The sequence below is a fragment of the Caulobacter sp. DWR2-3-1b2 genome, from assembly GCF_049896345.1.
GTDB lineage: Bacteria > Pseudomonadota > Alphaproteobacteria > Caulobacterales > Caulobacteraceae > Caulobacter.
This window is the reverse complement of record NZ_JAFCUC010000001.1, coordinates 256,706-280,178: the sequence shown is the minus strand read 5'-3', so window position 1 is coordinate 280,178 and position 23,473 is coordinate 256,706. Positions and strand designations below refer to the sequence as shown.

23 protein-coding genes are annotated in these 23,473 nt (G+C 67.5%); 17 read left to right on the top strand and 6 right to left on the bottom strand.

What is annotated here, in order from left to right:
- Window positions 1–31 precede the first annotated feature (31 nt).
- A complete protein-coding gene (locus ACP694_RS01390; protein WP_426009845.1) occupies window positions 32–1,093 on the top strand; it encodes a ribonucleotide-diphosphate reductase subunit beta in 1,062 nt (353 codons plus the stop codon).
- A 74-nt stretch (window positions 1,094–1,167) separates the two neighbouring features.
- Complete coding sequence (locus ACP694_RS01385; protein WP_426009843.1) at window positions 1,168–2,037, top strand: 2-dehydropantoate 2-reductase; 870 nt, start codon at window positions 1,168–1,170, stop codon at window positions 2,035–2,037.
- Between the two features lie 82 nt (window positions 2,038–2,119).
- Here the strand turns inward: ACP694_RS01385 and ACP694_RS01380 are convergent, their stop codons facing one another.
- On the bottom strand, window positions 2,120–2,536 hold the full coding sequence (locus tag ACP694_RS01380) for a DUF6491 family protein (protein ID WP_426009842.1): 417 nt from the start codon (window positions 2,534–2,536) through the stop codon (window positions 2,120–2,122).
- Window positions 2,537–2,708: 172 nt separating this feature from the next.
- On the bottom strand, window positions 2,709–3,968 hold the full coding sequence (locus ACP694_RS01375) for a dicarboxylate/amino acid:cation symporter (RefSeq protein WP_426009841.1): 1,260 nt from the start codon (window positions 3,966–3,968) through the stop codon (window positions 2,709–2,711).
- Window positions 3,969–4,181: 213 nt separating this feature from the next.
- On the opposite strand from ACP694_RS01375, the gene ACP694_RS01370 reads away from it, so the two are divergent.
- Window positions 4,182–5,636 (top strand): AMP nucleosidase, encoded by a 1,455-nt coding sequence (locus tag ACP694_RS01370; RefSeq protein WP_426009839.1) that lies wholly within the window; start codon window positions 4,182–4,184, stop codon window positions 5,634–5,636.
- A gap of 127 nt (window positions 5,637–5,763) precedes the next feature.
- Here ACP694_RS01370 and ACP694_RS01365 read toward each other — a convergent pair whose 3' ends face one another.
- Window positions 5,764–6,513: an alpha/beta fold hydrolase gene (locus ACP694_RS01365; RefSeq protein WP_426009838.1), complete on the bottom strand. Its 750-nt coding sequence runs from the start codon at window positions 6,511–6,513 to the stop codon at window positions 5,764–5,766.
- A 74-nt stretch (window positions 6,514–6,587) separates the two neighbouring features.
- Between ACP694_RS01365 and ACP694_RS01360 the strand changes: the two genes are divergently transcribed.
- From ACP694_RS01360 to ACP694_RS01345, 4 genes are all read left to right on the top strand, one after another.
- Window positions 6,588–7,361: a tyrosine-protein phosphatase gene (locus ACP694_RS01360; RefSeq protein ID WP_426009837.1), complete on the top strand. Its 774-nt coding sequence runs from the start codon at window positions 6,588–6,590 to the stop codon at window positions 7,359–7,361.
- A gap of 94 nt (window positions 7,362–7,455) precedes the next feature.
- The gene (locus ACP694_RS01355; RefSeq protein WP_426009836.1) at window positions 7,456–8,895 is read left to right on the top strand and encodes an MFS transporter; all 1,440 of its coding nucleotides are present in this window, start codon (window positions 7,456–7,458) and stop codon (window positions 8,893–8,895) included.
- Window positions 8,896–9,115: 220 nt separating this feature from the next.
- Window positions 9,116–10,483, top strand: coding sequence for an aminodeoxychorismate synthase, component I (gene pabB / locus ACP694_RS01350; RefSeq protein ID WP_426011262.1), 1,368 nt, complete (start codon window positions 9,116–9,118; stop codon window positions 10,481–10,483).
- The gene (locus tag ACP694_RS01345) at window positions 10,480–11,259 is read left to right on the top strand and encodes an aminotransferase class IV (protein WP_426009834.1); all 780 of its coding nucleotides are present in this window, start codon (window positions 10,480–10,482) and stop codon (window positions 11,257–11,259) included. Before pabB ends, ACP694_RS01345 begins: the two co-directional genes overlap by 4 nt.
- A 100-nt stretch (window positions 11,260–11,359) precedes the next feature.
- Here ACP694_RS01345 and ACP694_RS01340 read toward each other — a convergent pair whose 3' ends face one another.
- The 3 genes from ACP694_RS01340 to ACP694_RS01330 all read right to left on the bottom strand — a co-directional run bounded on the left by ACP694_RS01340 (window position 11,360) and on the right by ACP694_RS01330 (window position 13,025).
- Window positions 11,360–11,938 carry a TadE/TadG family type IV pilus assembly protein gene (locus tag ACP694_RS01340; protein WP_426009833.1) on the bottom strand — a complete coding sequence of 193 codons (579 nt, stop codon included), beginning with the start codon at window positions 11,936–11,938 and terminating at the stop codon, window positions 11,360–11,362.
- The gene (locus ACP694_RS01335; RefSeq protein WP_426009832.1) at window positions 11,929–12,504 is read right to left on the bottom strand and encodes a TadE/TadG family type IV pilus assembly protein; all 576 of its coding nucleotides are present in this window, start codon (window positions 12,502–12,504) and stop codon (window positions 11,929–11,931) included. The genes ACP694_RS01340 and ACP694_RS01335 overlap by 10 nt, the downstream gene beginning before the upstream one ends.
- 116 nt (window positions 12,505–12,620) lie before the next feature.
- Window positions 12,621–13,025, bottom strand: coding sequence for a pilus assembly protein N-terminal domain-containing protein (locus tag ACP694_RS01330; protein WP_426009830.1), 405 nt, complete (start codon window positions 13,023–13,025; stop codon window positions 12,621–12,623).
- A gap of 310 nt (window positions 13,026–13,335) precedes the next feature.
- Between ACP694_RS01330 and ACP694_RS01325 the strand changes: the two genes are divergently transcribed.
- The 10 genes from ACP694_RS01325 to ACP694_RS01280 all read left to right on the top strand — a co-directional run bounded on the left by ACP694_RS01325 (window position 13,336) and on the right by ACP694_RS01280 (window position 23,431).
- Window positions 13,336–13,518 (top strand): Flp family type IVb pilin, encoded by a 183-nt coding sequence (locus ACP694_RS01325; protein ID WP_426009828.1) that lies wholly within the window; start codon window positions 13,336–13,338, stop codon window positions 13,516–13,518.
- Window positions 13,519–13,703: 185 nt separating this feature from the next.
- Window positions 13,704–14,219 carry an A24 family peptidase gene (locus ACP694_RS01320; protein ID WP_426011261.1) on the top strand — a complete coding sequence of 172 codons (516 nt, stop codon included), beginning with the start codon at window positions 13,704–13,706 and terminating at the stop codon, window positions 14,217–14,219.
- 193 nt (window positions 14,220–14,412) lie between these two features.
- Window positions 14,413–15,300: a Flp pilus assembly protein CpaB gene (gene cpaB / locus ACP694_RS01315; RefSeq protein WP_426009827.1), complete on the top strand. Its 888-nt coding sequence runs from the start codon at window positions 14,413–14,415 to the stop codon at window positions 15,298–15,300.
- Entirely contained in the window at window positions 15,297–16,940 is a 1,644-nt protein-coding gene (locus ACP694_RS01310) for a type II and III secretion system protein family protein (RefSeq protein ID WP_426009826.1), read from the top strand. Before cpaB ends, ACP694_RS01310 begins: the two co-directional genes overlap by 4 nt.
- Window positions 16,941–16,950: 10 nt before the next feature.
- Window positions 16,951–17,670: a CpaD family pilus assembly protein gene (locus tag ACP694_RS01305; protein WP_426009824.1), complete on the top strand. Its 720-nt coding sequence runs from the start codon at window positions 16,951–16,953 to the stop codon at window positions 17,668–17,670.
- On the top strand, window positions 17,670–19,241 hold the full coding sequence (locus tag ACP694_RS01300) for an AAA family ATPase (protein ID WP_426009822.1): 1,572 nt from the start codon (window positions 17,670–17,672) through the stop codon (window positions 19,239–19,241). The genes ACP694_RS01305 and ACP694_RS01300 overlap by 1 nt, the downstream gene beginning before the upstream one ends.
- A 3-nt stretch (window positions 19,242–19,244) precedes the next feature.
- Window positions 19,245–20,759, top strand: a complete 1,515-nt coding sequence (locus ACP694_RS01295) for a CpaF family protein (protein WP_426009821.1) — start codon at window positions 19,245–19,247, stop codon at window positions 20,757–20,759.
- 5 nt (window positions 20,760–20,764) lie between these two features.
- Complete coding sequence (locus tag ACP694_RS01290; RefSeq protein ID WP_426009819.1) at window positions 20,765–21,742, top strand: type II secretion system F family protein; 978 nt, start codon at window positions 20,765–20,767, stop codon at window positions 21,740–21,742.
- Window positions 21,743–21,753: 11 nt separating this feature from the next.
- On the top strand, window positions 21,754–22,737 hold the full coding sequence (locus ACP694_RS01285) for a type II secretion system F family protein (protein WP_426009818.1): 984 nt from the start codon (window positions 21,754–21,756) through the stop codon (window positions 22,735–22,737).
- Between the two features lie 139 nt (window positions 22,738–22,876).
- Window positions 22,877–23,431: a hypothetical protein gene (locus ACP694_RS01280; RefSeq protein ID WP_426009816.1), complete on the top strand. Its 555-nt coding sequence runs from the start codon at window positions 22,877–22,879 to the stop codon at window positions 23,429–23,431.
- Window positions 23,432–23,473: the final 42 nt, after the last annotated feature.

Genomic DNA, 23,473 nt, shown 5'->3' with positions numbered 1-23,473 from the left:
TCTTGTCCGCTTGCCCCAGGAGCCGCTTTCGATGTCCGCCTCGTTGATCACCCCATCGACCGCCAAGCTGATCACCCCCGGCCTCCTGACCCCCTCCGGCGCCTATAAGCCCTTCCGCTATCCGTGGGCCCACGACTTCTGGAAGAAGCAGCAGCAGGTCCACTGGATGCCCGAAGAGGTGCCGCTGGGCGAGGACCTCAAGGACTGGGCCGTCAAGCTGAACGACAACGAGCGCAATCTGCTGACGCAGATTTTCCGCTTCTTCACCCAGTCGGACATTGAAGTGGCCGACAACTATATGGAGCGCTACGGCCGGGTGTTCAAACCCACCGAAGTGAAGATGATGCTGTCGTCGTTCGCCAATATGGAGACCATCCATATCGCGGCCTACGCCCTGCTGCTTGAAACCATCGGCATGCCGGAGAGCGAATTTGGCGCGTTCATGGAATACCAGGCCATGCGCGACAAGCACGACTTCATGCAGAAGTTCGGCGTCGAGACCAATGCCGATATCGCCCGGACGCTGGCGATGTTCGGCGGCTTCACCGAGGGGCTGCAGTTGTTCGCGTCGTTCGCCATGCTGATGAACTTCCCGCGCTTCAACAAGATGAAGGGCATGGGCCAGATCGTCTCGTGGTCGATCCGCGACGAGAGCCTGCACTGCGAAGGCATCATCAAGCTGTACCACGCCTTCAACGCCGAGACCGGCTGCGTGACCAAGGCCGTGGCCGACGACATCGTCGACTGCTGCAAGACCGTGGTGACGATGGAAGATAGTTTCATCGACCTGGCCTTCGAGGCCGGCGAAATCCAGGGCATGACCCCGGAAGACATCAAGAAGTACATCCGGTTCATCGCCGACTGGCGCCTGCGCCAGCTGCACCTGCCGGAGGTCTACGGTATCAAGGAAAACCCGCTGCCGTGGCTGCAGTCGCTGCTGTCGGGCGTGGAGCACGCCAACTTCTTCGAGGCCCGATCGACGGAATATTCCAAGGCCGCCACCACGGGCCAATGGCACGGCGCGGAGGGCGTGTGGTCGAGCTTCGACAACATGCTCAACAAGCGCTCCGAGAACACCCTGCCGGCTGAATAAGAGCAGGGGTATATTGGGGATACATGCCGCCGCCCTCGCAAGAGGGCGGCGCTTCTTTGTCAGGAGTATGGGTCATGCGGATTGCGGTCATCGGACCGGGCGCGGTGGGCGGCGTGATCGCCGCCTGGCTGGCCCAGAACCCGGCGCTGGACGTCGAGGTCTGCGCCCGCACACCCTTCGACCGGCTGGAGGTCGAGACCCCCGGCGGGTCGCTGGTCGCCACGCCGCGCGTGCTGACGGCGCCAGACCAGGCCGGCCCGGTGGACTGGGCGATCGTCGCCACCAAGACCTATGACGCCGTCGCCACCGGGGCCTGGCTGGCGCCGCTGGTGGGGCCGGAAACCCGCGTGGCGGTGCTGCAGAACGGCGTCGAGCATGTCGAGCGGTTCACGCCCTATGTTCCGGCCCAGCGGATCACCCCGGCTGTGGTCGATATCCCGGCCGAGCGGTCGGCCCCCGGCCGCGTGCGTCAACGCCGCGACGGTACGATCCTGGTTCCGTCCGGGGCGGCCGGAGAGGCCTTCGTCGCCCTGTTCGCCCACACGCCGATCGGGGTTTCGGTGACCGACGACTTCAGGACCGCCGCCTGGAAGAAGCTGGCTTTGAACTGCGCCGGGGCGGTCAACGCCCTGACCCTGATGCCGGCGGGCGTGGCGGCGCGCGAGCCGATCGCCCAGATCATGCGGGCCTTGGTCGGGGAGTGCGTGGCGGTGGGCCGGGCCGAGGGCGCGGTGTTGCCGGGCGACCTTGGCGACACCGTGGTCGCCGGATATCGCTCAGGGCCGGCTGACGGGATCAATTCCCTGCACGCCGACCGGGCGGCCGGTCGACCGATGGAGCTGGACGCCCGCAATGGTGTCATCATGCGGCTCGGCGCGAAGCATGGGATCGCCACGCCGGTCAATGCGATGGTGGTGGCGCTGATCGAGGCGGCTGCGGGGTAGGCGCGGGGATATGCCCTTTGGGCGTGTCCCCAACCGAGGCCGCGAGGTGGGGACACGCACAGGTGCATGTCCCCGTCCAACGCTAAGGCCGGTCCCTTTTCGGCAGGGCCGCGATTTCCTCGGGGGTCAGGCGGGTGATGGCCTTGGCCATGATCGGCATGGCCATGAAGCCGTCCGAGACCCGCAGGTCCAGGTCGATCGGCCGGCACACCTGGTCGCTGCCGCGCACCACCGAGACCAGGTGCACGCCCGGCGAGGTCAACTGGTTGGTGCCGTGCGCCAGGTCCACGCGATAGACGTCGCGGTGGCGCACCTTCATGTAGAGGGTGTCCTTGTTGGGCGCGCTCCAGCCGTCCCAATCAGCCAGGGCGAAGCACGACCGCGCCGGCCTTGGCTTGGCGGTCGGATCGGCCAGGGCGGGCGCCGAGACGGCCAGAAGCGCCATCGTCAGCAGACCGGCCCGGAGCAGGCCAAATCTCGGTTGGGTCGTGGCGTTCATGACCATCTTCCTTGTGAAGCGTCCTTCGGGAGAGAGATTGGGCCTCTCCCCCTCGAAGTCAATCTGACGCCTAGAGCAAGCCGCGCGATGTAGGAATCGCACGGCTTGCTCTAGACTTTTGTTTTCGCATCGCTTTTGCGGAAAACCGGTGGCCACTTTTCCGCGCGATGCTCTAGGCCTTGACGGCGGCTGCCTCGTTTGGCTCCGGATCGTCGAGTTCGCCCTCCCACTTGGCGACCACGGCGGCGGCGACGGAGTTGCCGACCACGTTGGTGGCGCTGCGGCCCATGTCCAGCAAGTGGTCCACCCCGAGGACGAGCGCGATCCAAGACTCGGGCAGGCCGAAATAGGTCAGGGTGGCCATGATCACCACAAGCGAGGCGCGGGGCACGCCGGCTATGCCCTTCGAGGTCACCATCAGCAGCAGCAGCATGAAGATCTGCTGCTGGACCGTCAGGTGCACGCCATGGGCCTGCAGGATGAACACCGTGGCGAAGGTGCAATAGAGCATCGAGCCGTCGAGATTGAACGAATAGCCCAAGGGAAGGACGAACGAGACGATGCGGCGGCGAATGCCGAGCTTGGGCAGGGCGTCGAGAATGCGGGGATAGGCCGCTTCCGACGAGGCGGTCGAGAAGGCCAGCAGGGCCGGCTCGCGGATCGCGCCGAACAGCGGAATCACCCGCTTGCCCAGCACGGCCCAGCCGGCGATGAACAGCAGCACCCACAGCGTGCCCATGGTGGCGTAGAAGCCCAGCACGAACTTGCCATAGACGGCCAACATCGAGATGCCCTGGGCGGCGATGGTCGAGGCCAGGGCGCAGAAGATCGCCAGTGGGGCCAGCTTCATCACAAAGCCGGTGACCTTTAGCATCACCTGGGCGCCCTGCTCGGCGAGCTCCAGAATGTGCGGCGCCTTTTTGTCCAGCGAGGCGACGGCCGTGCCGACGAACAGGCTGAACACCACGATCTGCAGGATCTCGTTCTTGGCCATGGCGTCGAAGATCGAGGCCGGCACCAGGTGGGTCAGGAAGCCCTGCAGGGTGAAGCTCTCGGTCGAGGCGGCCGGCGCGTTGGCGGCGGTGGTGACCTCGGCCAGGTTCAGGCCCGCGCCCGGGTGCAACAGGTGGACCATGCCCAGGCCCAGCAGCAGCGACACGGCCGAGGCGGTGATGAACCAGCCCATGGTCTTGGCGCCGATCCGGCCCACGGCGGCGGCGTCTTCCATGTGGGCGATGCCGGCGACCAGGGTCGTCAGGACCAACGGCGCGATGATCATCTTGATCAGCCGCAGGAACAGGTCGGTCCCCATCTTGAACCACTTGACCGCTTCGGCGGTCTGGGCTGCGTCGAGATATTGATTGCAGGCCCAGCCCACGGCTACGCCGAGAACCATGGAGGCGATAATCAGATAGGCGAAACGTTTGTTCATGGGCTCCCCCGTCGAGCGCGCGACGCCCGAACGTTCAGTCGGCGGCCTGGAGCGAAAGGATGGGGGCAAGCGCTTTCGCCCACGCCGGCCGCACCGGTCATTGCAACCCTTGTGGCCGACGAAAACGCCTTCGTCCATGCCCGCCAAGGGCGTCGTGCGCCCGCCGCCGCCGCTTGGTCTGGAAAATGCCTTGGAACGTTGATATAGGACGTCATGTCAAACCAAGAAAAAGCAATCGCCGTCGTTGAGCAGCTCAACGCAGAATACGAACGCGCCGTCGACGCCCTGCGGACCGCGTTACGCGCCTATCTCGAAACCGGAGCCCGCCCCGATCCGCAGACGCGGTTCGACGGTACGTTCGCCTATCCGGAACTTCGCCTGGTCTATGCCCCCGAGGCTTTGCCGCCCAAGCTGGCGCGCTCCTATGCCCGGGTCAGCCGGCCCGGCGTGTACGCCACCACGGTGACCAAGCCCAACCAGTTCAAGGACTATCTGGTCGAGCAGCTGACCCTGCTGTTGCAGGACTTCGATGTCGAGATCGAGATCGGCCGCTCCGAGCAGGAGATCCCCTATCCCTACGTGCTGGACTCCACGATCGACCTGAACCAGGCCGACGTGCGCAGCGAGGACATCGCCCGGTTTTTCCCGACCACGGATCTCGCCTTCATCGGCGACGAGATCGCCGACGGGGTGTGGAACCCGGCGATGGACGAGACCCGGCCGCTGGCCCTGTTCGACGGCCTGCGGACCGACTTCTCGCTGGCCCGCCTGCGCCACTATACCGGCGCTCCGGCCGAGCATGTGCAGCAGTTCATCCTGTTCACCAACTACCACCGCTATGTCGACGAGTTCGTGCGCTGGGGCATCGAGCAGTTGGGCCAGGAGGGCACGCGTTTCGAGGCGATGTCGTGCTCGGGCGGACTGACGATCACCGCCAACACCGTCAATCCCGAACTGGCGGTGGCAGAGTCGACCTGGCGCAAGCACCAGATGCCGGCCTATCACTTGATGGCGCCGGGCGGGACCGGCATCACCCTGGTCAATATCGGCGTCGGCCCGTCCAACGCCAAGACCATTTGCGACCACCTGGCCGTGCTGCGGCCCCAGGCCTGGCTGATGATCGGCCACTGCGGCGGCCTGCGCGACACCCAGACCATCGGCGACTATGTGCTGGCCCACGCCTATCTGCGCGACGACCACGTGCTGGACGCCGTCCTGCCGCCGGAGATCCCGGTGCCGTCGATCGCCGAGGTCCAGCGCGCCCTCTATGACGCCGCCAAGGCGATCAGCGGCGACTCGGGTGATCAGCTGAAGAAGCGCCTGCGCACCGGCACTGTGGTCACCACCGACGACCGCAACTGGGAACTGCGCCACAGCCTCTCGGCCCTGCGCTTCAACCAGAGCCGGGCCGTGGCCATCGACATGGAGTCGGCCACCATCGCCGCTCAGGGCTACCGTTTCCGGGTGCCATACGGGACGCTGCTGTGCGTGTCGGACAAGCCGCTGCACGGCGAGATCAAGCTGCCCGGCCAGGCCAACGCGTTCTACGAGCGGGCCATCAGCCAGCACCTGCAGATCGGCATCCTAACCTGCAAGCTGTTGTTGGAAGAGGGGCCGAACCTGCATTCGCGCAAGCTCCGGGCGTTCGATGAGCCGCCGTTTCGGTGATGGGGTAGAGGCGAGTGGCTCACCCTCTTGCCCCCACCTGACCGCTTCGCGGTCTGTCCGCCCCATAGGGGGCGGAGCCTCGCGCAAGGCGACGTAGTCGCCTGGAGGGGGCAAGTGCGCCGCCGCGCTATTCCCCCAAAAATCCCACCACGGCCTCCGCCAGCGCCGGCTCAATCACCGCGCTCAGGTGATCGCCCGGAACCCGCACCGCGCGCGCGTCCAGCATCATCGCCGCCAGCCCCTCGGCCGAGCCGTTGTCGTCGTCGCGCGCTCCCGCCACCACCAGGGTCGGAACCTCGATCGCGGCGATCGCCTCGGCCGAGGTTGCGACGAACGACGCCAGCACGCCCAGCATGGCCTCGGGCTTCAGCCCGCCGGCCGCCATCATCGCCTGCACCCGGCGGCCGGCCCGTGGGTCCTGGGCCAACTCACCGTGGCGGATGCTGTCTTCGAACATCGCCGCCCGCGCGCCGGCGGCCACCAGCCCACTGTCGCCCATGCCGCCCAGGACCAGCCTCCTCGGCCGCGCCCCGCGCGCCAGCATCCGCACCGCCGTCCGCGCGCCCAGCGAATAGCCGACCAAGTCGTAGTCGGTCAGGTGCAGGTGGGCGATCAGCGCCTCCTGGTCGCGGGCCAGCACGTCGCCGGGCCAGGCGGCCGGATCGGTGGGGGCGTCCGAGCGGCCGTGGCCGCGCAGGTCCGGGGCGATCACCTTGCGGCCGGCGGCGGCGATGGCGGCGGCGATGCCCGGCAGGAACCAGTTGCTCTCGGCGCTGGCCAGGAAACCGTGCAGCAGCAAGGTCGGCCAGCCTTCCCCGAGCGTGCGATAGCCGATGGAAACGCCGTCGAAACTCTGGAAGCGGTGGAGGTCGGTCATGCGGGCAGCTTAGCCCGCCCCATCCCGCCGTCCAGTGTCTCGCTTTCGGCACCTCCAGGCGCTAACACACCGCCATGACCCGTCACATCCCCCTGCAAGGCATCGAGAACTTCCGCGATTTCGGCGACTACGCCGCAGGCGTGGGCCGGCTGAAAAAGGGCTTGCTGTTCCGCGCCGCCCACCAGGCGGAGGCCACCGACGACGACCTCGCGGCCATGGCCGGCCTGGAGATCACCACCATCGTCGATCTGCGCCGCCCCAACGAGCGCCAGCGCGACCCCTCGCGGCGCTGGGACGGTTTCACCGCCCAGGTGATCGACAACGACCTGGGCGTGACGGGCGAAGATCCGTGGCACACCTTCCTGCGCGGCTCGGACCTGTCGGCCGGCTCGATCCGCGACTATCTGGTCGAATATTATCGTCGCGCGCCGTTCAAGGAACGCCACCTGGACCTGTTCCAGCGCTATTTCCAGGCCTTGGCCGCCGCGCGTGGCCCGGTGCTGATCCACTGCGCGGCCGGCAAGGACCGCACCGGCCTGCTCGCCGCCCTGACCCATCACGTGGCCGGGGTGTCCGACGACGACGTCATCGACGACTATCTGCTGACCAACAACGAGGAGCGCTTCGTCCGCCGAGGTCCGAAGTTCGCCACCATCCTCGAGGAGGCCACCGGCCGGCGTCCGTCCGACGCGGCGATCCGCACCGCCATGGGCGTCGAAGCCGACTATCTGGCCACGGCCATAGCGGAGATGAAGGCGCAATACGGTTCGATCGACGGCTATCTGGAACAGGCGCTCGGGCTCGACGCGGCGGGCCGCGAGGCCGTGCGGGCGCATATTCTGCTGTAGCGACAACGAAGGTGACAAACGCGCGTTTAACCGCCACGCTTCCGTCAAGTCGCCGCGCAAGAGGGTGACCGCTTCGACGAGGGTGTGATACCGCATGAGTGAGTTCTCGGCCGCCGCTGCGGTCCCCTCGGAAGGCGATCCGGTCGCGCCGCCGAACACCAAGCTGTCGCGCGGCGCCCTGGCCTGGATCCTCCAGCAGGGAGCGCGGGATCCCTATGTGATCCTGATCACCATCTACATCTTCTCGCCCTACTTCTCGCGGGTGCTGGTCGGCGATCCTGTCAAGGGCCAGGCCCTGGTGGCCAATATCTCGACGATCTATGGCTTGCTGACCGCCCTGACCTGCCCGTTCCTGGGGGCGATGATCGAGCAATATGGGCCGCGCAAGCCGATGCTGGGTGTCGTGCTGGCGGTGATGGTCCCGATGCTCTGCGCCCTGTGGTGGGCCATGCCGACCGGCGGCCTGCCGCTGATGGTCATCAGCGCCGTCCTGGTGGTGCTGGGGGTGGTCTATAATTGGGGCGATGTGCTGAGCAATTCGCTGCTGGGCCGGGCCGCCGCCGGGATCCCCGGTCGCGCCGCCCTGATCTCGGGCCTCGGTTACGCCATGGCCAACGGCCTGTCGGTGGCGCTGCTGGTGTTCATGCTGTGGGGCATGGTGCTGCCGGGCCAGGTGGACTGGCCGGGCGTGCCGCACGCGCCGCTGTTCGGGCTTGACCCCGCCAAGAACGAGCCCAGCCGGATCTCCGGCCCGATGGCGGCGGCGGTGATGCTGCTGGGCGCCATCCCGTTCTTCCTGTGGACCCCCGACGCCGCCCGCACCGGCCACAGCTGGACGGGCAGCATGAAGGCCGGCGTCGCCCTGCTGCGCGACACCTTCGGCAATCTGAAGGGCCACAAGGACATCGCCACCTATCTGGGCGGGCGGATGCTCTATTGCGACGGCATGACCGCACTGCTGATCTTCGGCGGGCTGTTCGCGGCGGGCCTGATGCGCTGGGGCGCGCTTGAGATGCTGGCCTACGGCATCTCGCTGAGCGTCTTCGCGGTGCTGGGCGGGCTGATCGCGCCGTGGCTGGACCGCACGCTCGGGCCGCGCAAGGCGGTGCAGGTCGAGATCGCCGGGGCCCTGATCATGCTGATCGCCACCCTCGGCATGGGGCGCGAAAAGATCCTGTTCTTCTGGACCTATGACCCGGCCGCCCATGCGCCGATCTGGAACGGACCATTCTTCCGCACCGCGCCGGAGCTAATATATCTGGCCCTGGGCCTGATGATCGCGGTGTTCGTCACCGCCCAATACGCCTCGAGCCGCACCTTGCTGATCCGCCTGTGCCCGCCCGACAAGACCGCCGCCTTTTTCGGCCTCTATGCCCTGTCGGGTACGGCCACGGCCTGGCTGGGCTCGCTGCTGGTCGCCCTGGTCACGGCGATCTTCCACAGCCAGGTGGCCGGCTTCCTGCCGATCGCCGTCCTGCTGCTGCTGGGTTTCCTGGTGCTGTTCCTGGTCAAGGGCGGCGAGCGGGAGGCGTGAGGGACTAGGTCTTGCCCGTCTCCCCGGCGCAGGCCGGGGCCCACATGAAAGGCGCTTGAGGCTGACGCCAAGAGCTCTGAGCGTCTCCAATCCTCCACACCGCCTGGGATCTGGGTCCAGACCGTCGTCGGGAAGACGAAAGCGGTGGCGGGGCTCGACCGAAGCCGTGCTTCCGTGCTGCCCCATGGCGTCGAACGCCGAGCGGCGGTATCACCCGCCGATGCGGCATGTCGTCCTTATCAGCGCTCCCTGGCGCGACCCGGTCTGGGCTGCGGCCCCGTGGCGCGACGAGCCCTTCGCCTGCGCGATGATCTCGGGCGGCCAGGGCGGGCGCTGGTCCTATCTGCTGCGCGACCCGGACGCCACGCTGGTGCTGGCGGGGGATGATCCGCGCGACCCGTTCAAGGCCCTGGCCGAGCTGATCGGTCCGCCCCAGGCGGTGGAGCCCGACGGCCCGCCGTTCCAGGGCGGCGTTGTCGGCCTGGCCAGCTACGAACTGGGCGACCGGGTCGAGCCCCTGGGCCTGAAGCGCACCGGCTGGCCCGACCTGGCCTGCGCCCGCTATCCGGCCCTGCTGGCCTTCGACCACCTGCAGCGGCGGGTGCTGGCGATCGGCCGGGGCGGCTCGCACGGCTTCGCCCGCGCCAAGGCCGAGGCGGCCCTGGGCTGGCTTGAAGCGCCGACGCCGGCTGAGCACGACGGCCCGCTGTGCGAGGCCCTGATCGAGAGCGACGGCGCGGCCTATGAGACGGCGGTGGCCCAGGTGGTCGAGCGCATCCACGGCGGGGAAATCTTCCAGGCCAATATCGCCCGCGCCTGGACCGGGCGGCTGGCGACGGGCGCAAATCCCTATGACCTGTTCACCCAGCTGCGATCAGTCAGCCCCGCGCCGTTCTCGGCCTATCTGCGTTTGCCGGGCCGGGCCATGGTCTCCAACTCGCCGGAGCGTTTCCTGAAGGTGAACGCCAGGGACGGCGGCGGCGACCTGACCATCGAGACTCGGCCGATCAAGGGCACCCGGCCGCGCGGCGCCGACCAGGCCGAGGACGCGCGACTGATCGCCGAGCTGTCGGCCAGCGCCAAGGATCGGGCCGAGAACCTGATGATCGTCGACCTGATGCGCAACGACCTGGCGCGGGTCAGCCCGCCCGGCAGCGTCGCCGTGCCGGAGCTGTTCAAGGTCGAGACCTTCGCCAATGTCCACCACCTGGTCTCGACGGTGACCGGCAAGCTGGCGACCGGATTGACCGCCGCCGACCTGCTGCGCGCGGCCTTTCCGCCGGGTTCGATCACCGGCGCGCCCAAGGTCCAGGCCATGCGCGTCATTTCAGAGCTGGAGGCCCCCCGCGGCCCCTATTGCGGCACGCTGTTCTGGGCGGGTGTCGATGGCGCCTTCGAGTCCAGCGTGCTGATCCGCACCGTCGGGCTGGAGCAGGACGCCCTTGGAGAAGGAGGTGAGGGCTGGAGCTTCGAGGCGCGGGCCGGGGCCGGCATCGTCGCCGACAGCGATCCCCACGCCGAACGCCTGGAGACCGAGGCCAAGTTCGCCGCCCTGCGTCGCGCCTTGCTGGAGGAGCCCCGTCGATGATCCCGCCTCCTCCTGTGCCTGGCGATGACCGTGGCCTGCTGCTGGGCGACGGTCTGTTCGAGACCCTGCTGTGGCTCGACGACGAGCTGCGCTGCCTCGACGCCCACCTCGACCGCTTGGCCACCGGCTGCGAGACCCTGGGCTTGCCGCCGCTGGACCGCGACGAGGCCGCGCGCCTGTGCCGAGCCGCGCCGGGGCAAGCGGGCGTCGAGGCCGGCCGGGCCGCCGTGCGCCTGACCCTGACCGCCGGTTCCGGCGGTCGCGGCCTGGACCGCCCGGACGCGCCGGAGGTCCGCCTGGTCGCCCGTGCCGCCGCGACGCAGCCGGTCTCGACGTCGGCGACGCTGATCCTGGCCAGGACCCGCCGCAACGAGGGCTCGCCCGCCTCGCGGCTGAAGACCCTGTCCTATCTCGACAACGTGCTGGCCCGGGCCGAGGCGCGGGCGGCGGGGGCCGACGAGGCGGTGATGCTCAACAATCGCGGCGACCTGGCCTGCGCCTCGGCCGCCAACCTGTTCTGGATCACCGGCGGCAAGCTGTTCACCCCCGCCCTGAGCTGCGGCGTGCTGAACGGGATCACGCGGGCCCGCGTGCTGAACCAGGCCGCCGCCCTGGGCGTCGAGACGGCGGTGGTCGCCGCCAGCGTCGAGGTCCTGGAAGACGCCGAAGCGGCCTTCCTCACCAACAGCCTGATCGGCGTCCGGCCGGTCAGCCGCTTCGAGGGCCGTCTCTACGCCCCGCACGATCTGGTCACGCGGCTGCGGGCCGGGGTCTAGAGCATTTCCCGACCTGACTGCGTCATGCCGTGGGCTCTAATCTTCTGTTTTGACACATTTTTCTTCACGCGAACCGGAACCACTTCGCTCGGAAAATGCTCTAGCTCTTGACGCGAACGACGCTCGCCGACAGCCTGGGCCGCAAATAGAAGGTCCGGCGGAAGGTGATGGTGTCGGGCGACACCAGCTTGATGGGCGAGTCGTAGTCGTAGCTGGACTTGCTCATGATGACGCTCTGATTGGCCGGCAGCACGCTGTCGGGAATATCGGTGAGCACCGTGCCCTTGGTCGGGCAGTTTACCGGGGCGTTGTAAGGCTCTGACCAGTCCACGGTGTCCTTGCCCTTGGTGTCGGACAGGACGCTGACCAGGCACATGCGCAGCGAGGTTGACGGAAACGGAGCTATCAGCACGCCGCCGACCTTGAAGACGTCGGTGCGCCGCGCGTCGGTCAGCTGGGTGTCGCGCGCCACGATGTCGCCGATCGACGATGCGACGAGGATGAGGCGACGCTGGGCCAGCATCGCCTCGGTCAGTTCGGCCATGCCGCAATAGAACAGCAGCAGCACGGGCGCGATGAAGGCGAACTCCACCGCCGAGGCGCCGCGACGGTCACGCCAGAAGGCGGTGAGGTTGGGGCGAGCGCGGGGCCGGGACGGGGGCTGGTTCACTACGGGCATTTGACGCTCGCGGCTGGGGTGTCCGAATAGGGCTCGTTGGTGAAGACCGCCGAATAGGTCACCATGCGATCGCCAGGATCGCCGGCTACGGCGTCTTGCAGCAGAGGGGTCATGATCGGCCATTTGTAATAGGCGCGCACCAGCACGATCGAGCCGGGGCCGCCCGGATCCCAGCAGGTCTTGGCCAGGTTGGGCGCCGTTGCGGCGCCCGTGGCGCCGAAGGACGGCAGGGCGCGAACATCCACGTGGAGCGCCGAGGCGCAGCCCGATCCGAGCCACGACATCTGCTCGCACACCTGCGCCTTGAAGGTCGCGGCGGTGCCGCCGGTGGACTGAAGTTCCCCGGTCCGGATCGTGCGGTCCATGTTGCTGAGGCCGGCTTCCAGGGTCAGGGACACCATGAAGGTGACGCCCAGTTCCAGGATGGCGAACACCAGCACCAGGAAAGGAATGGACACAAAGGCGAACTCGACCGCTGTCGCGCCGTCATGAGCCCGCGCGAAGCGGCGCAGCAGGCCCTTGGGGGCGCGCGGGGCAGGGCGGCTTTTTCGGTCGTGATCGGCCATGATGGCGTCCGCGTCAGCGCCTTCTCATCAGGAGAGGCGCGACACTCTAGGCTCGGCGTCCCTAATCACTGGTTTAGGGACCTGAAAAGGACTCAAGCGCGCCCGCGCGTGTATCCTTACGGGTGAGCGGGGGCGGCGGCGTCGCCCAACTTGGAGCAGCGGTCGCCGCAGGCATAGATCGACGCCACCACGCCGCGCTGGACGATGACGGCCTCGCTGGAGGCTTCGGTGACCATCACCTGGCGGTCGGCAAGGGTGTGGCCGCCGGCGTCGAAAGCCAGGAGGGTGGTCGCGCCCGGCTTCTTGCCCATCACCACCAGGGTGCGGTCGTTGACCAAGCTGACATCGGCCACCTGGGGATCGCCGACCACGATGTCGCGCACCGGACCCGACAGGGTGATGCGGACGGCCTCGCCGTCGCCGATCGACAAGGTTCGGGATTGTCCGGCCAGGGGCTGGGCGCTGGCGACGCCCGCCAGCAGGCTGAGACAGACGCAAAAGGCGAGGGGTAGGCGGCGCATGGTCATTCTTTCCAGGATGGTGCGATCTCTAAAATGGTCCGGAATGGTCAATAAAGACCTAAGAACAGTACTTCCGTAATCTTCCCGATATTCCAGAAACCGTTGCCAGATAAGGAGTTTTCGCCCTCGCGGATATCGTATAGTTAAGAGTTGATAATGGTAAACCTAAATAAACCATCAGAAATATCTGGGAAACTATCTGATGTTTACTGACTATTAAGCGGGGTGCGGCAAATTGATCGTGTTTTCAGGGGTTAGCAAGTCGACACGGCTTGGAGAGCCCAGATCCTTACTGACCAGGAGAACCACCATGTCGAAGTTTGTCACCCGCTTTGTCGCCGATGAATCCGGCGCGACCGCCATCGAATACGGCCTGATCGTTGCTCTGATCGCCGTCGTCATCGCCAGCGTCGTCACCTCGCTCGGCGGCACCCTGAAGGCCACCTTCACCAAGATGAACACCACGGTGACCTCGGCCAACGCCGCGAAGTAAGACGCGTCTCTCGAAAAAAGAGGGCCTCGGCGGAAACGCCGGGGCCCTTTTTTCATGTCCGCGACCCAGGTCGGCGGCCACCTCGCCCGACGAAAGCGTGGGGCGGAAACCATTGCTTCACGGGATCGGGGCAGATTGTCGTTTGATCGAGCGTTCCAGAACACCGGATGACACAGGCCGCCGCCATGCAAACCTTCCAGTTCGCCCTGTTACTGATCTTTCCCGCCCTGGTCGTCGTGGCCGCGCTGAAGGACGCCACCAGCTTCACCATTCCCAACTGGATTTCGCTGGCCCTGATCGTGGCCTTCGCGCCGGCGGCGTTCGCCAGCGGCGCGTCCCTGGCGACTATCGGCCTGTGCGCGGCGGCGGGAGTCGCGGCGCTGGCGGCCGGCATGGGAATGTTCGCGGCCGGCTGGATCGGCGGCGGCGACGCCAAGCTGTTCGCGGCCGCCACCCTGTGGCTGGGCTGGCCCGCAGCGCTGCCCTTCATGCTGATCACCGGCATGGCCGGCGGGGTGCTGACCCTGGGCCTGCTGAGCCTGCGCTCGGGCTGGTTCGAACCGGTGCTGGCCGGCAGCCCGCCCTGGGTGCGCAAGCTGGGCGCGCAGGGCGGCGACATTCCCTATGGCGTGGCCATAGCGGTGGGCGCCCTGGTGACCTTCCCGCAGGGCGCGCTTGCCCAGGCCGTGGGCGCAGGATGATCCGACGGCCAGATCCGCCCCGCGTCAGCCTGTCGCGCCGCCCGTCGGGCCTTTCGCCCCTCCCCCTTTAGTCGCTGTTAACCATGGCCGCGCGAGCATGGAGCGTGGCCAGAAAGGCCGTTCGACGATTCGTGCGTGATCGCCTGAAGGCGGCTCGCCCCGACCTGTACCCCCGTCGCCAGAGCCGCCTCGCATGAATCCTCTTCGCGTCATGATCGTTCTGATCGCCGCCGTGTCGGCCATCGGCCTGGCTGTGGTCCTGCAGAAGGCGATGGGCGGCAAGAAGGACGTCGCGCCCGTGGCCCAGGCCGCGCCGACGCTGGACCGCGCCATGACCCAGGTGCTGGTGGCCAAGCGCGACCTGGCGATCGGTGACCGCCTGACCGCCGCCGACGTCACCTGGCAGGCCTGGCCGACCGGAGCCATCAACGCCGCCTTCATCACCAACGGCGCGGCCCCGCCGCCCGTGACCAAGGTTTCCGACAAGGCCGCCAAGGCCATGGACACCGTGGCCCAGGGCATGATCGGCGGCGTCACGCCCGAAAAGGCCATCGAGGGCGCGATCGTGCGCGACCCGATCCTGGCCGGCGAACCCATCACCCCCCGCAAGATCGTGCGCGGCGGCGAAGGCGGCTACCTCTCGGTGGTCCTGTCGCCCGGCAAGCGGGCCATGTCGGTGCCGATCACCTCCGAGACCGCGGTCGCCGGCTTTGTCCTGCCGGGCGACCGGGTGGACGTCCTGCAGATCCGCGACGCCCGCAGCACGGGCGAGGGCGGCGCCAGCGGCAAGCAGACGATCGCCGAAACCGTTCTCCAGAACGTCCGCGTGCTCGCCCTCGACCAGAGCACGACGGCCGAGAAGGACGCCAAGACCATCGTGGCCTCCACCGCCACCCTCGAGGTCGGCCCGTTCGACGCCGAGGCCCTGACCAAGGCCAAGGCCGCCGGTCCAGTCACCCTGGTCCTGCGCGCCTATACCGACCTGGGCGGTCCCTCCGGGATCGCCGCCCGCTCCGAAGAGTCGAACGTCGTCCGCATCAATCGCGGCGGCGAGACCTCCAACATCTCGGTCCGCCCATGATCCGCCGGTTCCTCTCCGCCTCCCTCGTCGCCGCCCTGGCCCTGGGGCCGGTGACCGGGGCCTTGGCCGACGGCCCGGTGGGCGGCACCCACACCTACCGGACTCCCGCCCGCGCCGCGCCGTCGGCTCCGATCATGACGCCGCCCGCTGACCGGGTGCTGCGCATCGACCTCACCGCCGGACCAGGCAGCCAGAACCTGACCTTGCCCCGGGGCAAGTCGGCGATCGTCGAACTGCCGGTCGATGTGCGCGACATGCTGGTGACCAATCCGCTGGTGGCCGACGCCGTGCTGCGCAGCCCGCGCCGCATCTATGTGCTGGGCATGACCGAGGGCACGACCGACGCGGTATTCTTCGATGCCGCCGGCCGCCGGATCCTGGCGCTGAACATCACCATCAGCCAGGACGCCGGCGCGCTCGAAGCCACCCTGCGCCGCGTGCTGCCCGCCGCCGACATCCGAGTCGAGCCGATCCGCGACAGCGTGATCCTGACCGGCATGGTCGCCAACGCCAGCGAGGCGAGCATGGCCTCGCAGATCGCGACCCAGTTCGTGGCCAAGCCCGAAAACGTGCTGAACATGCTGACCATCGCCGGCAAGGACCAGGTGATGCTCAAGGTCCGCATCGTCGAGGTTCAGCGCAACATCATCAAGCAGCTGGGCTTTAACGCCAATGCGCTGCTCGGCCAGTTGGGCCAGACCCAGTACAGCATGGGCTTTTCGCCGACCTACGGCGTTAATGGCGGCCTGATGGGCGGTCTGACCGGCGGCTACAGCGCCGACACCACCAAGACGCCGGTGATCAGCCGCGACACCCTGGTGACCACGCCGGTCTTCGACGCGGCGACGGGCCTGTATCACAATGAATATTCCTACAAGCCCTACGACTTTGTGGACAAAAACGACCCACTGTCGTCGATCAAAAACTTGGTCGGCGACACCGGCCTGAACAAGGCCGCGGCCATGATCCAGGCGTTCGAGCGCGTGGGCCTGGTGCGCACCATGGCCGAGCCCAACCTGACCGTCGTGTCGGGCGAGGCCGGCAAGTTCCTGGTCGGCGGCGAGTTTCCCGTGCCAACCGGGCAGGACACCACCGGCAAGGTGACCATCGAGTTCAAACCCTATGGCGTGGGCCTGGGCTATACCCCGATCGTGCTGTCGGGCGGCCGCATCTCGCTGAAGCTGTCCACCGAGGTCTCGGAGCTCAGCAGCCTGGGCGCCTACACCCTGACCTCGACCAACGGCAACGCGGCGCTTGTGGTGCCGGGCCTGACCGTGCGCCGGGCCGAGACCACGGTCGAACTGCCCTCGGGCGGTTCGCTGATGATCGCCGGCCTGCTGCAACAGCAGACCAAGCAGAACATCGACGCCCTGCCGGGCATGACCAACCTGCCGATCCTCGGCTCGTTGTTCCGCTCGCGCGACTATCTGAACGGTGAGACCGAACTGGTGATCATCGTCACCCCCTACATCGTCGATCCAATTAAGCCCCAGAACCTGCAGACCCCGGCCGACGGCCTGCAGACGGCGAGTGACATGAGCACGGTCCTGCTGGGCCGGCTCAACAAGGTGGTCAAGGCGCCGGCCGGCGCCAATGCGGGGCGCGCCTATCAGGGCCCCGTCGGCTATGTGATCGAGTGAGAACGCGGACATGACGCGACCCCATCTTCATCGGCTAACGCCTCCGACGCTCGGCAATCTCGCCGCGACTGGCCTGGTCCTGGCGCTGCTAAGCGCCTGCGCCGCGCCGGGCGACAAGCCTGACCTGGCGCAGGCCCCGCGCACCGACACCGAGCAGTGGGCCAGCCGCGTGCAGGTCGATTCCCGGCCCGACGAGGTGCTGTTGGTCCCTCACGCCGACGGCCTGTCGCCCAACCAGGCCCTGGCCGTCGATGGACTGTTGGCCCGCTGGCGCGAGGCCGAGGGCCGCGAAATCGTGGTCAGCGCCCCGGTGGGCGGTCCAGACTCTGGCGTCGCCGGTAACATGGCCTTCGCCGCTCGCCAGCGGCTGGTAGCGATGGGCGCCCCCGCGACTGCGGTGCGTATCGTCGGCTACGACGCCGGCGCGACGCCAGGCGCGCCGCTGAAGGTCGGGTTCCTGCGCTATCACGCCTCGGTTCCGCAATGCGGCGAATGGAACAACGTCACCGCCACCAAGGACAACAAGCCCTACGAGAACTTCGGCTGCGCCGTGACAGCCAACATGGCGGCCCAGTTGGCCAATCCCGAGGACCTGCTGCGGCCGCGCGACAGCACGCCGGCCAGCGCCCAGCGCCGGGACGACGTGTTCGGCAAGTATCGCAAGGGCGAGGTCACCTCGTCGGCCAAGGACGACCAGGCCACCGGCGTCGTTTCGAAAGCGGTCAACTGATGACCTCGCGCGACGATCCTTTCGACCTGGGCTTCGAGGCCGACGACGAGTTCGCCGCGCCGGGCGCCGACCCCTGGCGCGTCGCGCCGGCCCCGCGTTCGACCAGCGACGACCCGTTCGCCGACTTCCCGCCAGCCCGCCCTGGCACAAGCGCGAGCGCGAGCGAGCCCGCGGCCTCGCCGTTCCTCGACCTGCCGCCGCCCGCCGCGCCCAACACGCCCGCCGCCCCGGCGGCGTCGCCCGTCGCCCTCGCCGAGCCGATCGCGGAGTCCAGCCCACCGCCGATCGCCCCCCCGGCCATGCCCACGCCCGCGCCGTCCCTGACCGCCCGCGATCTGGCCCACGAGGTCGTCGCCGTGACCGAGGCCGACATGGGCGAGGCGGCCGTGCCGCGCATCACCATCCACGCCTTCTGCGCCCGCCCCGAGACCGCCGCCCTGGTGGAGGCCGCCTCGGCCGACCGCCGCATGGCTCGCGCCTCGACCATCGCCCATCCCGGCGGACTGGAAGCGGCCGTCGACTATTATCAGAACCAGTCCACGCCCTCGCTGGTGCTGGTCGAGAGCCTGGACGCCGCGCCACGCATGCTGGCCCTGCTCGATGGCCTGGCCCAGGTTTGCGACCCGGGCACCAAGGTCGTGGTGATCGGCCAGACCAACGACATCGCTCTGTATCGCGAGCTGATGCGCCGCGGGGTCAGCGAATATCTGACCCAGCCGCAGGGGCCGCTGCAGATCATCCGGGCGGTGTCCAACCTGTATGCCGACCCGTCCGCGCCCTTCGTCGGCCGGCAGATCGCCTTCGTCGGCGCCAAGGGCGGCGTCGGGTCCTCGACCCTGGCCCACAACTTCGCCTGGTCGATGGCCGAGCGCATGCAGGCCGCCACGGTGCTGGTCGATCTGGACCTGCCGTTCGGCACCGCCGGGCTGGACTTCAATCAGGACCCGTTGCAGGGCGTCATCGACGCCCTGGGCCAGCCCGACCGCCTGGACGCCGTGCTGATGGACCGGATGATGGTTCGCTGCGGCGACCGTCTGTCGCTGTTCGCCGCGCCGGCCACCCTGGACCAGGACTACGAGATCAGCGCCGACGTCTTCGAGGAGGTCACCCAGAAAATCCGCAGCGCCGCGCCCTTCGTGGCGCTGGACCTGCCGCACAGCTGGTCGGCCTGGACCCGCCGGGTGCTGATCGCCAGCGACGACCTGGTGGTGGTGGCCACGCCTGATCTCGCCAGCCTGCGCAACGCCAAGAACATCATCGACCTGGTCCGCCAGGCCCGCCCTAATGACGCCCCGCCGCGCCTGGTGCTCAACCAGGTCGGCGTGCCAGGCCGTCCCGAAATCCCGGTCAAGGATTTCGGCGAGGCCCTGGGCCTGACGCCGTCGCTGGTTCTGCCCTTCGACCCCAAGTCGTTCGGCCTGGCCGCCAACAATGGTCAGATGGTGGGCGAGGTGGCCCCGAAGTCCAAGGCCGCCGAGGGCATCGATCATCTGGCGCGCCTCATCAGCCGCCGCGAGCCGCCGGTGGCCCAGAAGGCCTCCGTGCTCTCCGGCCTGTTCAAGAAGAAGTAGGGCATGTTCGGCAAGCGCGACCAAGCCGCCGTTCGGGAAGATCACGCGCCGCCGCCGCCCGTCTCGGCGGACGGACCGGCCATCGCCACGCGCCCCCAGCGCGTCGAGCCGATCGTCATCGAGGAACGCGTCCACGCGCCGACGCCCGCGCCGGCCAAGGCCGCTGGCCCCAAGGCGACAAACGGCTTGGAACAGCTTCGCGCCGCCCAGGGCGCGCCGCCCACCACCCAGGTGGTCCGCGAGCAGAGCGACTATTACCACGCCACCAAGACCACGATCTTCAACGCCCTGCTCAACACCATCGACCTGAGCCAGCTGGCGCAGCTGGACCTGAAGGCGGCGGCCGAAGAGATCCGCGACATCGTCGCCGAGCTGGTGGCGATCAAGAATGTCTCGATGTCGGTCTCCGAGCAGGAGCACCTGGTCCAGGACATCATCAACGACGTCCTCGGCTATGGCCCGCTGGAGCCCCTGCTGGCCCGCGACGACATCGCCGACATCATGGTCAATGGCGCCCACCGGGTGTTCATCGAGGTCGGCGGCAAGGTCCAGCTGACCAATGTGCGCTTCCGCGACAACATGCAGCTGATGAACATCTGCCAGCGGATCGTCAGCCAGGTCGGCCGCCGGGTCGACGAGAGCAGCCCGATCTGCGACGCCCGCCTGCCCGACGGCAGCCGCGTCAACGTCATCGCGCCCCCGCTTGCGCTGGATGGTCCCACCCTGACCATCCGGAAGTTCAAGAAGGACAAGCTGACGATGAAGAACCTGGTCGACTACGCGTCGATCAGCCCGGAAGGGGCGCGGGTTCTGGGCGTCATCGGCGCCTGTCGCTGCAACATCGTCATCTCGGGCGGTACGGGCTCGGGCAAGACGACCCTGCTCAACACCCTGACCGCCTTCATCGACCCGACCGAGCGGGTGGTGACCTGCGAGGACGCCGCCGAGCTGCAGCTACAGCAGCCGCACGTGGTGCGCCTGGAAACCCGGCCGCCCAACCTGGAAGGCTCGGGCGCGGTGACCATGCGCGACCTGGTCAAGAACTGTCTGCGGATGCGTCCCGAGCGGATCATCGTCGGCGAAGTCCGCGGACCGGAAGCGTTCGACCTGCTGCAGGCCATGAACACCGGCCACGACGGCTCGATGGGCACGCTGCACGCCAACAGCCCGCGCGAGGCGATCAGCCGGATCGAGAGCATGATCACCATGGGCGGCTACGGCCTGCCGTCGAAGACCATCAAGGAGATGATCGTCGGCTCGATCGACGTCATCGTCCAGGCCGCCCGCCTGCGCGACGGCTCGCGCCGCATCACCCACATCACCGAGGTGGTTGGTCTTGAAGGCGACGTGATCGTCACCCAGGACCTGTTCGTCTACGAGATCAGCGGCGAGGACGCCGACGGCAACGTCATCGGCAAGCACCGCTCCACAGGTATCGGCAGGCCCCGCTTCTGGGACCGCGCCCGCTATTACGGCCTGGAGCGCGAGCTGGCCGAAGCCCTCGACGCGGCGGAGTAGGGCCGATGCTGTTCATCCTGGCCGGCGTTCTGGGCTTCATCACCATCGCGGGCCTTGGCTTCGTGTTCGCCGGCGGCGACAACAGCTCAGCCAAGGCCGTCAAGCGCGCCCAGATCATCGCCGGTGGCGAGCGGCAGACGGCCGCAGCCCGCGCCAAGGTCATGGCCAACACGCCCGAGGCGCGCCGCAGGGCGATCCTCAAGACGCTGAAGGAACAGGACCAGCAAAAGAAGAAGGCGTCGCTGAGCATAGCGGCCCGTCTGCGCGCTGCGGGTCTGGGCGACAATCCGCGCAATTTCTACATCATCAGCGGCGTGGTTGGCCTGTTCGCCGGCCTGACCTTGATCCTGCTTCGCCAGATGCCCCTGATCGCCCTGGGCGCCGCCTTCGCCGCCGGCTTTGGCCTGCCGCGCTGGGTGCTCGGCACGATGGGCAAGATGCGGACCAAGAAGTTCACCGGGGCTTTTCCCGACGCCATCGACATCATCGTGCGCGGCATCAAGTCCGGCTTGCCCGTCCATGACTGCCTGAAGGTCATCGGCAAGGAATGCACCGAGCCCCTGGCCGGCGAGTTCCGCGCCCTGACCGAGAATGTCGGCATGGGCATGAGCATGGATCAGGCGCTGGAGCGCATGCACGAGCGCATGCCGACCAACGAGCTGCGGTTCTTCACCATCGTGCTGGCGATCCAGTCCAAGACCGGCGGCAACCTGGCCGAGGCCCTGGGCAATCTGTCGACCGTGCTGCGGGCGCGAAAGCTGATGGGCGAAAAGATCAAGGCCCTGTCGGCCGAAGCCGTGGCCTCGGCCGTGATCATCGGCTGCCTGCCGCCCGGTGTGGTGGCCCTGATCTCGATTACGGCGCCCAGCTACATGGCCCCGATGTTCACTGACCCGCGCGGGCATCTGATGCTGCTGGTGGCGGGCGTGGTGATGGCCATCGGCATCTTGGTGATGCGCAAGATGATCAATTTCAAGTTCTAGGGGAGGCCACCATGATCGAGATGCTGACCAACCCCTCGAATATCCTGAGCGCGTTCATCGCGATCGTGGTGTTCGCCACCGTCGTCACCCTGACTGCGCCGATGCTCAGCAACAACGGCCTCGAGAGCCGACTGAAGTCGGTGGCCAATCGCCGCGAGGAGCTGCGCCGCCGTTCGCGCGAGGCCCTGTCCCAGAAGGGCGGCGGCTCCACCCTGCGTCACACCGACGAGGGCATGTACAAGAACGTCGTCGACCGCCTGCAGCTGTCGCGGCTGCTGGAAGACCCCAAGGTTGTCGACAAGCTGGCCCAGGCCGGCTTTCGCGGCCCAAAGCCGGTCTCGACCTTCTACTTCTTCCGCTTCGTGATGCCGTTCGCCTTCGCGGTGGTGACGGCCTTCTATCTCTATGTGATCAACGATTTCGACCTGCTGCCGGTCCAGAAGATCGCCGCCTGTTTCGCCGCCCTGACGGCGGGTTACTACGCCCCCAACCTCTACATCCAGAACATCGCCCAGAAGCGCCGCGAATCGATCGTGGGGGCCTTTCCGGACGCGCTCGACCTGATGCTGATCTGCGTCGAAAGCGGGATGTCCATCGAGGCGGCCATCGCCAAGGTCGGCTCGGAGGTCGGCGGCGCCTCGATCGAGCTGGCCGAGGAACTGGGCCTGCTGACTGCCGAGCTCAGCTATCTGCCCGAACGGCGCCTGGCCTATGAGGGCCTGGCGCGGCGGACCAATCACCCGGGCATCCGCTCGGTGGTCACGGCGATGATCCAGGCCGAGCGCTACGGCACCCCGCTGGGCACCGCCCTGCGCGTGATGGCCAAGGAAAACCGCGACCTGCGGCTTTCGGCGGCCGAGAAGAAGGCCTCGGCCTTGCCGGCCAAGCTGACCGTGCCGATGATCCTGTTCTTCCTGCCCGTGCTGTTCATCGTGATCATGGGCCCCGCAGCGATGAACATCATGGACGCCATGGCCAAGAGCAAGGTCAGCTAGAGCATTTTTCGAGCGAAGTGGTTCCGGTTCGCATGAAGAAAAATGTGTTAAAACAGAAGATTAGAGCTCGCGGCATGACGCAGTCAGGTCGGGAAATGCTCTAGCCGAGCGGGCGTCTCTTCTCCCCCTGCAGGAGAAGGTGGCGGCGAAGCCGTCGGATGAGCAACGGTGTTCAGCTGACGTCTTGCGGGTCCCAGGTCTAGCCTGTTCGCAGCAAGGCGATGAGGATGCCGAGCATGCGGCGGGCGACGGCGATGATGGCGACCTTGGGGCTTTTTCCGGCGGCGACGGGTCAGCGGGTGATGGTGGTCGGGATCGACGGGTCGGTGCTGACGGTGCGGTGACGATGCGTGGGTTGCGGACCTGGACACTCGGGGCGCTGATGATGACTGGCCTTTGTATGCCGATGCTGACAAGGGCGGATAACAGTCAGTTAGATCCTCGTCTTCGGATCATCTCCGTCCGCGAGATCGATCCTGAAATGGGGTCGTTTATCACCACGCCTGGCGTCGACTGCACCAAGTCGGCGAACGCCAATATTCTAAACTCGCAGACTTCGTTGAACCGGTCGCGAGCGATGGAGCAGATTGCTGCATACCGCAGGCTGAACCGTTCGATGGTGCTACATCATCCCAAGGAATTTCTAGGGATTTGCGTTGCCACCAATGCATTGCAAGACGGCGCCTTGAAGTAGTCGGGCGCGCCTGGGGACACGCACATGTGCGTGTCCCCATTC